Raw genomic sequence first — 13,400 nt, 5'->3', positions numbered from 1 at the left:
TTTTGAGTCTTCCGTTACTTCTTCATTAGAACCGGCACCAGATCATAGATCGGCGCCCAACCCGCGCGCATTCCGACCTTGGTAATCGCATCACCCTCCTCAATCAATGCCAGCGGCGTATCCAGCAGATCCATACTCTTGCGCACTCCGCTCACGTTGACCTGCACACGGCTGAAACACAGCTTGCCGCCGCATCCCCAGTCGTCGCCCTGCAGCTTCTTCTTCCGCTTGCTCCATTCTTCGGTAGGCAGCGTCGCTTCAATTCCACGCGGCGCATAAAGCTCAACCCAGTCGCCGATTCGGGCAAACGCCTGCGCGGGCTGATTCGGCTGCAATGGGAAGAAATCGTCACCGACATACGTGAGACCAGCTTGCGTGTCGAACGTCATGAATTTTAGCCACGCGCGGCTACGCGAAGCATAGGCATCGGTCTGCCATACCCACGGACGCTCGCCCTGCGGCCAAATACTGACGGACTGCTCTGTGCTCACGAGCAGAAAACCGCGCCATAAGTCCACATTGAGGAGCGTATCCCCCGGCACACCATAGCCCAGTGGATTGACCAGACCAAGCGCGCCGTCCCGGATTGAAAAAGTGACCAGCTTGCCGCCCGCTTCTGCGCCAGTTGCCGCGCAGTAAACCCATACGGTGTCGGCCCGCAGTCCAACCCAGCGCGGCGCGAGATTTTGCAAGGCGGACGAATAGACCCGGCCAAACTGCTCCGTGCGCACATCGTACCAACCCAACCCTGCAACCGGGTCCTCGCCGCGGCCGTGAAATGCCAAAAGGCCAAACCACACCTTATCCGGTGATTCGGCCAGCGGTCCGATCTCTTCGCTCACTTCACCGCGCGCGATGTCGGGTTGCTTCCAGGCGTCCGCCAAGGCTTGCAACGATTGGTCATTGGGCGGTGGAATGATCTTCTCGGCATTGCCGTAGGCATCCTGCTTCACGATCGAATTGCCGCGTATCGGATTGCAGACGTATGTGGCGTTTCCGACGATAGCACTACAGCCGCGCCCAGTCGAGCGCGGGACGGGCATCTCGACGGAGTCACGCGGAACGGTGAACATCGCCCCGGCCTTCCCGGAGTAGACAGCGGCCCATTGCTCATTCGCGAAAACCACCTTGTGATCGTCATAAGCAATCACTGGAAAGGCCGTAAGAAAACTGCGGCGCTCCAAACCTGCGCCGGAGGCGGCGCTCGAGACGACAATCAGCAGTAGCAGAAATGGCATCATGCGAACAGCGATGGACCTTGGCCGACGCCGCCAAAATAGTTCTGCAACAGCGTGCGCAAGAGCATTACGGCAATCAGCGCCAGCACCGTGCGGAACAGGCCGATGCCGAGACCCAGCCATAGAATGAAAAAATTCACGACGGCGACAAGCGCGCTGGCGATCCAAAAATCGGGGAGCACCGCATTCATGCCGCCCGACACAAACGCGAGGGCCAGTACGACGAACATGACGCGCAAAAAGCCGGGCTGCTCTTCACGCTTGGCCAACAATGAGCAGGCCAAATAGTAGAGCAGCGCTTCGACCACGAGCTGAAGGAAGTGCATGGTAGATGCAGAAAGGTGTGTGAAGAAGCGAGAAGAGAGACGAACTCCGGCGCGGGACGCCGGACTATGGCAGATAGAGAACGTGCAGCACGGCCTCGGAATTATCTCCGGACACAAGCTCGATCCAGTAACTGCCTGCCGATTGACCGTGAAAGTCGAGCGCGATGCCTGTCGCTTGCGCCGCGATCGGCTGTGTCATGACGGCGTGGCCCAGCAGATCGAATACACGCAACTCGCCCGCTTGACGCAGCGGTGCCTGCCACTGGATTGTCGCGCGGCTGTTAAACGGATTGGGATACGCGGATAAGGCGAGTTCCTGCGGCAGCGGGGGCTGCGGCTCGCTGGACAGCGGACTGCTCTCGAAGACCGTCACGCCGCTTTGCGTCGCCGCCAGAACATATTGCTCATTGGCAGAAAGGGCCAAGCCGTTGATCGCGCCCGGCGCCTGCGCAGAAGACACGAGTTGCGGCGTGTTGGCAGTCTGCCGCAGATATTCCACACCGCCCGAGGCCATCCCAATCAGTGAAAAATCAGCGCCTGAAAAGACGGTTCGGATTTGGGCCGCCGCGCCATACTGGCCCGCGAGCGAATACGTATTGCGAGTGAGCGCGCTAAGCTGCAAATTCTGGACGTAGTTAACATAGTCACCGCCGAGGCCGACGCTGGTATATTCCGCCGAACCGTAGTCATCGGTTTCACTGATGGTCACATTACCTTGACTGACCGTCCAGGTCAGTTCAAAGGCGCCAGTTGGGCCGGCGCAATGAATCTTCCTGGCGGCGGATTCAACGATCACACGGTTGGCCGCCCGGCCGTAAGTCGTGAGCAAGTGCGGCAACTCCGCGTTCGATAGGCCGTATAAAGTGACATTCAGTCCGGTGGCCGCCGCCAGAAAGGTATCGCCGATAGCCACATCTACTATTGGCGCCGCCGCTTGGACGTTGCGGACCCAATCCGGGGCTGCGGGAGTACTAATATCCACCACCACGACACCACTGCCCTGCCCGGCGCAATAGGCGTAATCGCCGCGAACGGCGACGGCGGACAAGGTCCCCACGCCCGGCGCTACCTGACCGACCACCGACGGCGACTGCGGCGACGAGAAATTGACCACCGCCAGTGAATTCGAGCCCACGGCAAAGGCGTAGTTGCCCACGACCGCGACATCCTGCCGCGCCGAAAGCGACACACTTCCCCGAACCGCGAGGTTCTGCGGGAGGGCAACCGAACTGACTATCAGGACGGTGCACAATAGCGAGATGGTACGGAACATGGTCATTTCCTCAAAATATCAAAAAATACAACCTCTTGCAAGCACAACTGGCCCGGTCCGGCGATTCAGGCAGATTGTGAATCTGCCCACGCTTTTGTATATTTTCTGAACTTACGGGCACAGTCCAAGCCAGATTTCAACGTGCAAGCCCCGTGACAAGCCGACCCCACCCCACCGCCCCCTGTGCCCAAAGACATCGCCCGAGCCAAAGCCGCCCTGCTGCCTGCCATCCTGGCTGTCTCCACGGCAGCGATTTTTGTACGGTCGGCGGACGTCCCACCGCTGGCGGCGGCGTTCTGGCGCGGCGGATTCTGCGCGATTCTGTTTAGCCTGACACTTTTCGTGCCGTCCGTTCGGGCCGCCATGCGCGCTGTCGGGTGGCGTAAGGCCGGGCAGATTGCCGCGGCGACCGTGATTATTGCGCTGCATCAAATTTGCTTTATCACCAGCCTTAGTTATACGTCTATCGCGGCCTCTACGTTTCTGACGTGCACGCAGCCGATCTTTACGGCCTTTCTGGGATACCTGTTTCTCAAGGAAGCTGTAAGCTGGCGGAGTCGAATTGCCATCTTTGGCGCGGTCGTCGGCATGGGAGCGATTACCTTTGGCAGTGCGGACGGCGAAACCGCGCTTACCGGCAATCTCTTGGCCCTGGCGGCCTCGGTCCTCGCGGCGATTTATGTCCTGTTCGCCCGCCGTTTCCGCCAGACTACGCCGCTGATTCCCTTCATGACCATTGTGCATGTCAGCGGATCGCTGTTTTTGATTCTGCTCGCCGCCCTGTTTACCATTCCGCTGCGTGGCTTTGAGTCCGGCAGTTGGCTGGCCCTGCTCATGCTGGCACTGATTCCCACCATGATCGGGCATACTTTGTTGAATTTCGCCGTGGGACATCTGCCGGCCTTCGTCGTGTCCTCCTCCATCTTAGGTGAGCCGGTCGGTGCAACCCTGCTTGGCTGGGCCTGGTTCGGTGAAACACCGGTCGGCTGGACCTTAGCAGGTGCAACCCTGATTGTCTTGTGTATTTTATTGGTCGTCTTGGAACCGCGCACGCCGGCGGTCGTTGAACCGTCAAGCGCATAGAGTTCATGGAACCGATTGTATCAATAACGAATGTCTCTTTCCGCTACGGCAGCACCATGGCGCTCGACCATGTCAACTTCGTCGTTGAGCCGGGCGTATTTGTCGGGCTGATCGGTCCGAACGGGGGCGGGAAGTCCACGCTGCTGCGCCTGCTGCTGGGTCTCGAAGTTCCGCAGTCCGGCAGCGTGCGCGTCTTTGGGCAGAACCCGGCTGCCGAACATGCGTGGCGCAGCAAGATTGGGCATGTACCGCAGCAGCGCGAATTCGCCGCGCGATTTCCGGTCACGTGCGCGCAAGTTGTGGCAATGGGACTACTCGTCCGGGGCTTGCCGACTCGCTCTGCCGAGCAGCACAGAGCACAGACCGACCGCGCGCTCGATCGCGTGGGCATGCTCGAGCATGCGTCCAAACCGTGGTGGACGCTCTCCGGCGGACAGAAACAGCGAGTCTTGATCGCCCGCGCGCTCGTCCACGAGCCGGAATTACTCTTACTGGATGAACCGACCGTCGGCGTGGATGCACGTGGACAGGACCAGCTCAATGCCTGGCTCTCGGAGTGGCGAGCCGAGCGCTCGCTGACCGTCGTGCTCGTGTCGCATGACATCGGCGCGATTTCGCCCATCTGTGATCAGCTTGCCTGCCTGAATGTACAGATGCACTTTCACGATCGCCCGGAAAAACTGTCGAGTGAGGAGGTTGAAAAGGCCTACGGCTGCCCCGCCAAGCTGGTCTTTCACGATCACTCGATGCCGCACATGGTGGTTGGCAAACATGAACATTGAGCTCTGGCCCATGATTCTGGCGGCCGTGCTGCTGGGAGTCTCCTGCGGCGCGCAATCCTTCATCGTCGTGCATCGGCGCCTGGCGTTTATGGGGCACGGCGCATCGCACGGTATGATCGCGGGCGTCGGGTTGGCGTTGTTTTTTCACTGGCCCGTCTTTCCCGTCGCACTGCTCTCGGCACTCGTGTTCAGTCTCGGCGTCGGCCTGTTGCCGAAACGTGACGACATGAGTTCGGATAGCGCGATCGGGATCATGCTTTCGGCCGCCGTGGCCTTTGGCCTATTGCTGTCAGGTGTTCATGATCAAGTGCATGATGATTGCGGCGGCGGCCATATCGAAGAGTTTCTCGTCGGCTCCCTGGGACAGGTGTTCGTTGGCGATGTCTACTTTCTGGCGGCACTGGCCGTGGCCGTTATCACGTTGCTGGTTCTATACTGGCAACCGCTGCTGCTCTTTCTGTTCGATCCCGAAGGCGCCCGCGTGGCCGGATTGCCAGTGCGATGGATGCACCTGGGCAGTCTGGCGATCCTGGCCGTCACCATTGCACTGGCTATGAAGATTGCCGGCGTCCTGCTCGTTGGCGCATTGATCATTATCCCCGGAGTCACTGCGGGACTGCTGACACAGCGCGCAGGCGTCGTCGTCACGTGGTCGGTTCTACTCGCCTCGGCCACGGCCTTGGTCGGCGCACTGATCGCGGCACAATTCGGTCTGCCGCCGGGTCCCATTATCGTGCTCTTGCTATTCACGGTGTTCTTAGTGGCGCGGTTATTCGCCCGCAGCCAATAGCCCGTTGCGGCGCGGGCGCGAGAAATGATTAGCGGGCGACCATCGAGGCCGCCCGCTTTGATCTTCATGGTTCAGTCCGCTGCGCTACTTCAAGAGCGGCGCAATAATCAGCGCAATAATAGCCATGAGCTTGATGAGTATGTTCATCGAGGGGCCCGCCGTGTCCTTAAATGGATCACCAACTGTATCCCCCACGATCGCCGCCTTATGAGCGTCCGAGCCCTTGCCGCCGTACTCACCGGCCTCAATGTGCTTCTTGGCGTTGTCCCAGGCACCGCCAGCATTGGCCATGAATAGCGCCAATAATACACCAGCCAGCGTCGCTCCTGCCAACAAGCCGCCCAAGGCCTCGGGACCGAGCACGAATCCCACCACAAGCGGCGCGGCAATCGCCGAAAGGCCGGGCAAGATCATCTCGCGCAGTGCACCGCGCGTGGATATCGTGATGCAGCGTTCAATGTCCGGTTCTACACCCGGACGGCCTTCCAGCAGCCCCTTGATCTCGGTGAACTGCCGCCGCACTTCATTCACCATGGCCGCCGCTGCCCGGCCAACGGCGTTCATCGTCATCGCGCTGATCCAGAAAGCCATCATGCCACCCAAAAGCAAACCGATGACGACCTTGGCGTCCACCAGATTGATGACCGAGATACCTACCGCCGTCGTGTAGGCCGAAAACAGCGCCAGGGCCGCCAATGCCGCCGAGCCAATGGCGAAACCCTTGCCGATTGCAGCTGTGGTATTCCCGAGACTGTCAAGCCTGTCGGTAATCCTGCGCACCTCCGGCCCCAACTGCGCCTGTTCCGAAATGCCGCCAGCATTATCGGCAATCGGTCCATAAGCATCTACGGCCATGACAATACCGACCGTCGCCAGCATGCCCATTCCTGCAATGGCAATTCCGTATAGGTTCGCGAAGTGGAAGCTCAGCCAGATCGAGCCGCCGATCAGGATGATCGGCAACGCTACCGATTCCAACCCTACTGCCACACCCGTGATAATCGTCGTGGCTGAACCAGTTGTCGCTGACTTCGCGATCGCACGCACAGGTTTGCCGGATGTGTAATACTCCGTGACTTGCCCGATCAAGCCGCCGGCGACCGAGCCCGATATCATCGCCCAAAAGGCTCCCATCGGCAACAGCAAGTCTTTCGTCACAAAGTAGCCCATCACCCAGAACGTGACCGCCGCGAGGACCGTTCCGGCAGACAAGGCTCGTCCGGGATCGCCGTTCTTAAACAGTCGGACTGCGAAGATGCCCAAAATGGAAGCTGCCAGCCCAGCCACTGCCAAGAGCAGTGGATAGCTCATGTAGGCGGTTTTCTGCGCGGCGTAGGCGGCTCCTGAGCCGGCAATGGCTATCGCCGCGACAATCGCTCCGACGTAGCTCTCGAACAGATCAGCACCCATGCCGGCCGTATCACCGACGTTGTCGCCGACATTATCGGCAACTACGGCGGGATTGCGGGGATCATCTTCGTTGAGATTGTATTCCATCTTGCCGACCAGGTCGGCGCCAATGTCCGCGGCCTTCGTGAAGATTCCGCCGCCCACACGCGCGAACAACGCGATTGATGAGGCGCCCATGGACATTCCGACCAGAACTTCAGGCAGATCAACCTGCGGATCGAGGCTGTAGTAGTAAAAGAGTCCGCCCAGACCGACCAGCCCGAGCGACGCGACCGCCAGGCCCATCACCGCGCCGCCCGAGAACGCCGTGACAAGGGCCGCACTTTGACCATTCTCCCGGGCAGCCCACGTCGTGCGCACATTCGCAATCGTGGCTGCATTGAGTCCAATGTAGCCAGCGAGCATCGAACACGCCGCCCCGACCATGAATGCATAAGCCGTCTGCGGATGCGGGTGAAAGAAGTACAGTGTGCTGGCAGCTGCGATCACGAACACGGCCAGGATACGGTACTCTGCGCGCAAGAAGACCATCGCCCCGGTGTGGATGCGGGCGGCTATTTTCTGCATCAGGTCCGTGCCCGCCGCTTGTCTACGCACAAGCAGATACAAGATCAGCGCGAGGATCAGCCCTGCAGCGCCCGCTGCAAGCGATAGAATGCCGGGATTGGTTGAATGCATGTTGCTTTTGTGAGATTCTCGTGCTTTCTTAACCGCGTTTCGAGGCCGATTGGCCGGGCGCGGACCAATCTAACCGAAATATAACCGATTACGTGTCATGGCGCAAGCCGAGTCGCGCGCAGAACACCCTAAGCCAATTCCCTCCTCATTGCCTGCCACCACTTCCCCTATTCACTTGCAGGACTGCGCGGTGACCATCGGCGGCCGTCTCTTACTGTCAACCGTCAATCTGCGGGTCGAAGCGGGCGAATTGGTGTTGATTGAAGGCGCCTCGGGATCGGGCAAGTCGCTACTGTTGCGGGCGCTGTGGGGCGACATTCCGCTGGCTTCCGGCACGGCAGAAGTGGCCGGACTGCCACTGGTGCCGCTTACAGCGGCGCAACTGTCCAACCTGCGCCGAAAGCTGGGTATCGTACTCGAACAGCCGCTATTTCTGGAAGACGAGCACTGTCTTACCAACATTGCTTTGCCACTGATTCTCGCGGGAGCCAAAGACGCCGAATGGCGGTCGCGCGGCATGAAGGCACTGCTTGAGTTTGAACTGAGCCCGGCGGCGTTGAGGAAGCCCACGGGTCTGTCCGGAGGCGAACGACTACGCCTGCAAATGGCGCGTGCTTTGATTCACAGGCCAGTGCTGTTGCTGGCCGACGAGCCCTTCGTGCAGGCGGATGCTGCTACGCTTACCCTGCTGTCATCACAACTGGACCGAGCACGCTCGCAAGGAACGGCCATCGTCATGACGGCCTCCCGGACCGCCCCACGGTGTGATGACGCTCGGCGGTTGATTCTGCGTGATGGGACACTTCAATAGTGTTCATCCTCCAACAAATATGGCGCACACTGACGGCGCGGCTGTTGCTTACGACGATGGCAGTCGTCGCGTTGACCTTATCCGCCACAGCGCCGTGGTGGATAACCGCCATCAAGCGACCGTCGGCGGTCGGGACCCTGCGGACGGTTCCCATTGAGCTTGAATTGGATAGTGACCGGCTGTCGCTGCGGGACTCCCTGGTGCGATTCCTGCGCGATCGCAGCGACCTTGCCGAGGTTCTTGCCTTGAGTCGAAGCGATGTCCGGGCCGAAATTGCCCAAGAGTTAGGAGACTCCTTGGCCGGTGTGCTGGCCGAGCAGGATTTCCCGGCGATTGTCCGGCTGAAACTTTCCGCGCGGACTTTTCGGCAGGTGCAGATGTTCTTACACGATGTGACCCAGTGGCCCGGCGTGACCAAAGCGGTCTACCCGGAGGAGGCGGTCCATACGATGTTCGAGAACCATCCTCTTAGTGAGACTGACTGGCACCGCTTCACGTTAATTGCGCAGGTTTCACTGTGGACTCTGGCTGGGATGTTGTTGCGAACCCTGTTTGCGCGCCGCCGCCCAGTATGGCTACTGCTTTCCATGTTGGGTTGGAACGGCCGCAATCTCTTCCTGGCCAAATGTGGCGCCGGGGTCGTCGTTGGGCTGGCGGCAGCCAGCGTAACAATCGTGATCGGCGGACTTGTTGGCTTGGAGACTTCGTTGCTGCCGGATCTCCGCGAAATCAGCGGGCCAGTCGCCGCCTTGGTCCTGGGACTAATCGCCCCACTTTGGTCTGCCACCACCAGCCGTACCAACAGCGCGTCCCGAGGATAGTCCGGCTTGACATTCGAGAGGGGATTTAGTACCTTCTTGGCCTTGTCGGCACCCATAGCTCAATTGGTAGAGCAGTTGACTCTTAATCAATTGGTTCGGGGTTCGAGTCCCTGTGGGTGCACAAGCTAAAGCCCTGCTAAAACATTGTTTTGCAGGGCTTTTTCATTTGTCTAATTTGTTCGTATGAAAGTGGTCTCGACTAAGGTGGCTGTAGATCATAGTAACCGTGATGTCGTGGTGGCCGAGTAGCTCCTGGACCGACCTTACGTCAGCACCCGCCATTATCAGGTGCGAAGCGAATGTATGCCGAAGTGTATGCAGTGTGATTCCTCCAATCCGGCAACTCGAGCAGCGTGACGAAAGTGCTGGCCCAGTGTCCAGTAGTTGACCGGAAAGACCCGATTCTCCGGCCGGCAGCCTACGGCTTTCATTTCTATCAACATCGCCACAAGTTGACCGTTAAGCGGAATGCTACGTGACTTACCGGACTTGGTGCGAAATCCCTCCTTATTGCGAACGATAAGCACTTTGCGATTTAGATCGATATCTGACCACTGCAGGTTGATGATCTCGTTGCGCCGCAGACCTGTCCACAAAGCAAAGTCGACAACGCACCGAAGTTGCGGGTCATCTCCGATTGCATCCCGCAGACGCTGAATCTCTCCATCGTCGAGGAATCGCATGTGCGTGTTTCGCGGCACGCGGTTCAACTTTACCTTTGTCGCTGGGCTCGTGGAGATCAATCCTCGCTGGGCAGCCCAAGACATGGCTGACTTCAAATGTCGAAGTACAACGTTTGTCGACGTCGGCGTCACTTTCCGCAGGAGGTGCAGCCTGAATTCCTCGATTCTGTCCGTGGTGATTTCGGACAGGGGAACATTGCCGATGAACCTCGAGAAAGTTTGCAGTGCGTATCGATCGGTCTTCACCGTGCTGCCAGATTTTGTGGCAACACAATAGTCGAAATATTGTGACATGAACTCGGATAGGGACAAGTTCCCGGGCCTCTTGTCGGGCCAACCATTAAGTAGTAACTCGCGTTCCGTTCTCGCTGCAATGTCTCGAGCCTCGCGGCTGCTGACCGCACCGAGCGAGACCTTCTTTCTTCGGCCGTCGTGAACGATGTCGAGAAAGTACGTCCGCCCCTTCTTCCTTTCCAAGAATCGAACAGTGACTGGCATTACTTCAAAATCCTCCTGATTGTGTCTTTGTTGATTTGTATTGAAGGTTGCGACCCATTCCGCACCCATGCGTCGAGTTCAAGCGTGTGAAGTCGAATTAGATTCGACTCAGGCAGGCGATGGAATGGCATGCTTCCTTCGTGAATGTACTGATAGATGCGCGTGCGCGACACACCGAGATAGACCGCCGCCTGTTCCGGGGTCAACCACGGACTCACTGACCCTTCGGGTCCCGTGTGCATGTCACGGAGGAGCCGAAGAATCTCGTCGAGTTTTAGTTCGTTGGTCGCCACTACTTCTTATGCCTGAATTGATGTGTTTACCTTTAGCGCGTCGCGGAAGACACGGGGGGCGGTGTCGAGCAGCCGCCCGCTGGACTTCGTTGCTTTGATTCCGGCACCTCATTACACGTGTGTAGCGTAAGTCCAGAAATGCCGATATTCAGTCTATTCGATCTTCCCTATCGCTTGCCACCACGCAACTGCTTCTTGACCTCATTCAATTCTGCACGGCCTTCCTTGGCGATGGGGCATGATTGATCATCAATCATTGACAGCAGCTTCTCATAGGCTTCTGCGGCCCACTCGAGTTTGCCTAGAGAACGCAGCGAACGAGCAAGTCCGATCAGTGCTTCGAACAGCGTTGGGTTGAGCCTAAGCGCATGCACGTAATCGTTGAATGCTTTGTCGACTTTCCCCAGTTTCATGCTGATGTTTCCGCGCCCAACGTAGGCAGCAGGTTCATTCGGCCTTATGGCAATGGCGACATTGAGCGATTCCTGAGCATGAAGGTCCTGCCCCATTTCCGCCATGATGTTGCCTGCCAGCAGATACCCTACATGATTGTTGGGATCCAAACCAACCAACCGATCAGCGTCCTTCAGCGCCTCCGGTAATTGCTCCAGCATTGAATAGCAAGTGCAGCGATTTACAATAGCGCCGTAATTGTTCGGGGCAAATCGAAGTCCCTTGCCGATCTCCTTGATTGCCTGGGGCAATTTCCCCTTTTCGATAAGCTCGAACGCACGAACGAAGTATTTTTGTGCGGTTTTCTGCATGTATCTTCCTTTGATTTATGTGACGCATGTTGGCGTCGTGATAGTAGCCTAGGTACCCCAGACGCCGACCGCACTTTCTTATGACATAAGAGAAGCTGATCGGCGCCTGGGGTTTGTTGATATGAAGCTTACGCTTCGTCTTCTTCGTTCAGGATGCGGTCGAGCTCGGCCTGGTCCTTCTCCAGATTTGCCTTAAGCTTTTTCAGCCCGTCTTCCAAGTCAGCCAGAGCCTTCTTTGCACGATTCTTCTCGTACTTGTCTTCTCGGCTGCTTCGACTTCCTTGTGGGCGGCGGTGATCGCGCGTTCCTTTGACGCAATGCGAGGGGGAGCCAGTGTAATGCGCGCCTGCAACAGGCCCAAGTGCTGGCCCCCTGAGGCCTTCGTGTTGGCGCGGCGAGCGCCCTGCTCGACTTTCATCTGAAGCTCGTCCTTGACGCCTTCATCGAAACGGGCGCGGTCTACGTAATCGAGACCGCTACGGTGACGAGTGCACCGAACTTCTTGGCTGCCTTACGGAGTGTGTCGAGGTCTGTGATACCGATTTCTTCTGCTGCTTTACGCAGGGGGAGGACGTTTAGGTTTTCCATGATAGGAGTACCTTTATAGTTGAATCATTTGGTCTAAACCGTGACCAATTCGGCTCGCAAATTGATGATGGGGCGAGGCCATCGCCTATTCTTGTCGCGGCAGACCCGGAAAGACCTTCCGGAGGGTGGACTAACTATGTCAAAGAGCAATCTGCCTGTGTGGTCGCTGACACTTTTCGTTCGTATCAGCTTTACGAAGAAATAACGATGGTGCGCTCTATTTGGAAAAATTCAGTTATTTCAATGTCTTAGCTTTACGCTGGATATTGGAAAGGGTAGCGCGAACCGCATCTGCGTTGCGAATGCCGGATTACTTGCGCGAGATGTTGTCTGTTCAGGTGTCTTGCTCATAGATTGCATCCAGTAACTGACGCGTTCGTCGATAAGTGTAGTCGCAACTTCTTGAATGTCTTAAGCAGCTCGTCATGGTCCTCGAACTCCGAATTGTTCGTCGTCGAATAGAGCCTCTAGAGTCTGGTGTACCTGGTGTTCTTCGGGGCATCCACTGCTACCTTCAGACTCTTCGCTTAGCCGCTCCAGCCGAACCATGCGACGCTTCTCGACTCTGCAGAAGTCCGGATCTTGTTCTGAAGTACTTTGCGGCAATACCCTTCTTTCTCTATAAGGTTGCGATCCGGTGATGTCCGATGCACAGCAAGCAGGTGCACAAGAGCGTCGGCGGACATATCGTCCGCTTTAGCTGGATCGGTCGAATAGTAATGGGCGAACTCCTTCGCGATGGGTAGCATGTTTTCCATCCACTCGGCTTCTGACTGCATGATCGTGTTGCCTCTCTGCCGAAGCAGGAGGGGAACACGACAAAAGGCCGTGATCAACCTACCCGCATCCTCGGCGGCTGGTGAACACGACCTGGCCAGGTCGATTTATTGTCTAAGGATGGCGCTGCAGCAGCCGTGGGTCAGCGGTGCAGGCAACTGTACGTAATTGAACATCTAATTCTTGTTAATAGAAATTAGTGTGTTGGTTGCGGTTAGGCTAACTTACGACTCGACATTGAGCACAAAAAATGCCTAGGTTTTCCTAGGCATTTCCATTCAGTAGCAGAAGATCTCTCTATCTGTCGTGCAACTAGCTGGCGGACTCGCGTATATTTGAGTCCAGTATTCGAATCACTGTGTTTCCTTCTTTGAGTGGATCGAATTTCTCTCCAGCCACTTTATTTCTTCTACCCACAGCCCGCCTTTCACCCACGGACTCTTAATGATCTCCTTCTTCAAACCGAAGTCAGTCATGAGGTCTTTGAAATTGCCTTCATCTGGCGAGGGTTTTCCGTCCGCCTCTAGCTCTCCTAATCTCATGAATCCAAGACTTCGCAAGTAAGAAGTCCAGCGGTCTTCGTTT

The 13,400-nt window shown here is 57.4% G+C and carries 13 protein-coding genes and 1 tRNA gene; 6 read left to right on the top strand and 8 right to left on the bottom strand.

Going from position 1 to position 13,400, the window contains the following annotated elements; genetic code table 11:
* Positions 1-14: 14 nt before the first annotated feature.
* The 3 genes from IPH10_10900 to IPH10_10890 all read right to left on the bottom strand — a co-directional run bounded on the left by IPH10_10900 (position 15) and on the right by IPH10_10890 (position 2,837).
* On the bottom strand, positions 15-1,241 hold the full coding sequence (locus IPH10_10900) for a hypothetical protein (GenBank protein ID MBK6911417.1): 1,227 nt from the start codon (positions 1,239-1,241) through the stop codon (positions 15-17).
* Entirely contained in the window at positions 1,238-1,564 is a 327-nt protein-coding gene (locus tag IPH10_10895; protein ID MBK6911416.1) for a hypothetical protein, read from the bottom strand. Before IPH10_10895 ends, IPH10_10900 begins: the two co-directional genes overlap by 4 nt.
* 64 nt (positions 1,565-1,628) lie before the next feature.
* A complete protein-coding gene (locus IPH10_10890) occupies positions 1,629-2,837 on the bottom strand; it encodes a T9SS type A sorting domain-containing protein (protein ID MBK6911415.1) in 1,209 nt (402 codons plus the stop codon).
* Positions 2,838-3,020: 183 nt separating this feature from the next.
* Between IPH10_10890 and IPH10_10885 the strand changes: the two genes are divergently transcribed.
* The 3 genes from IPH10_10885 to IPH10_10875 are packed head-to-tail and all read left to right on the top strand — an operon-like array spanning position 3,021 to position 5,492.
* Positions 3,021-3,920 (top strand): DMT family transporter, encoded by a 900-nt coding sequence (locus IPH10_10885; GenBank protein MBK6911414.1) that lies wholly within the window; start codon positions 3,021-3,023, stop codon positions 3,918-3,920.
* 5 nt (positions 3,921-3,925) lie between these two features.
* Complete coding sequence (locus tag IPH10_10880) at positions 3,926-4,702, top strand: metal ABC transporter ATP-binding protein (protein MBK6911413.1); 777 nt, start codon at positions 3,926-3,928, stop codon at positions 4,700-4,702.
* On the top strand, positions 4,692-5,492 hold the full coding sequence (locus IPH10_10875; GenBank protein MBK6911412.1) for a metal ABC transporter permease: 801 nt from the start codon (positions 4,692-4,694) through the stop codon (positions 5,490-5,492). The genes IPH10_10880 and IPH10_10875 overlap by 11 nt, the downstream gene beginning before the upstream one ends.
* Before the next feature lie 84 nt (positions 5,493-5,576).
* Here IPH10_10875 and IPH10_10870 read toward each other — a convergent pair whose 3' ends face one another.
* Positions 5,577-7,580 (bottom strand): sodium-translocating pyrophosphatase, encoded by a 2,004-nt coding sequence (locus IPH10_10870; protein MBK6911411.1) that lies wholly within the window; start codon positions 7,578-7,580, stop codon positions 5,577-5,579.
* Positions 7,581-7,728: 148 nt separating this feature from the next.
* Between IPH10_10870 and IPH10_10865 the strand changes: the two genes are divergently transcribed.
* The 3 genes from IPH10_10865 (at position 7,729) to IPH10_10855 (ending at position 9,333) form a co-directional block, all read left to right on the top strand.
* On the top strand, positions 7,729-8,391 hold the full coding sequence (locus tag IPH10_10865; GenBank protein MBK6911410.1) for an ATP-binding cassette domain-containing protein: 663 nt from the start codon (positions 7,729-7,731) through the stop codon (positions 8,389-8,391).
* Entirely contained in the window at positions 8,391-9,212 is an 822-nt protein-coding gene (locus IPH10_10860; GenBank protein MBK6911409.1) for a hypothetical protein, read from the top strand. The genes IPH10_10865 and IPH10_10860 overlap by 1 nt, the downstream gene beginning before the upstream one ends.
* Before the next feature lie 48 nt (positions 9,213-9,260).
* Positions 9,261-9,333: transfer RNA gene (locus IPH10_10855), tRNA-Lys, on the top strand.
* 163 nt (positions 9,334-9,496) lie between these two features.
* Here IPH10_10855 and IPH10_10850 read toward each other — a convergent pair.
* The 4 genes from IPH10_10850 to IPH10_10835 form a co-directional block, all read right to left on the bottom strand.
* Positions 9,497-10,462, bottom strand: coding sequence for a tyrosine-type recombinase/integrase (locus IPH10_10850; protein MBK6911408.1), 966 nt, complete (start codon positions 10,460-10,462; stop codon positions 9,497-9,499).
* Positions 10,393-10,686 (bottom strand): excisionase family DNA-binding protein, encoded by a 294-nt coding sequence (locus IPH10_10845; GenBank protein ID MBK6911407.1) that lies wholly within the window; start codon positions 10,684-10,686, stop codon positions 10,393-10,395. The genes IPH10_10850 and IPH10_10845 overlap by 70 nt, the downstream gene beginning before the upstream one ends.
* A gap of 167 nt (positions 10,687-10,853) precedes the next feature.
* Positions 10,854-11,450 (bottom strand): tetratricopeptide repeat protein, encoded by a 597-nt coding sequence (locus IPH10_10840; GenBank protein ID MBK6911406.1) that lies wholly within the window; start codon positions 11,448-11,450, stop codon positions 10,854-10,856.
* Between the two features lie 1,115 nt (positions 11,451-12,565).
* Positions 12,566-12,817, bottom strand: a complete 252-nt coding sequence (locus IPH10_10835) for a hypothetical protein (GenBank protein MBK6911405.1) — start codon at positions 12,815-12,817, stop codon at positions 12,566-12,568.
* Positions 12,818-13,400: the final 583 nt, after the last annotated feature.

The sequence above is a fragment of the bacterium genome, assembly GCA_016702305.1.
Classification (GTDB): domain Bacteria; phylum Electryoneota; class RPQS01; order RPQS01; family RPQS01; genus JABWCQ01.
Note: the sequence above shows the minus strand (reverse complement) of the source record. Positions and strands in the feature narration are given on the sequence as shown.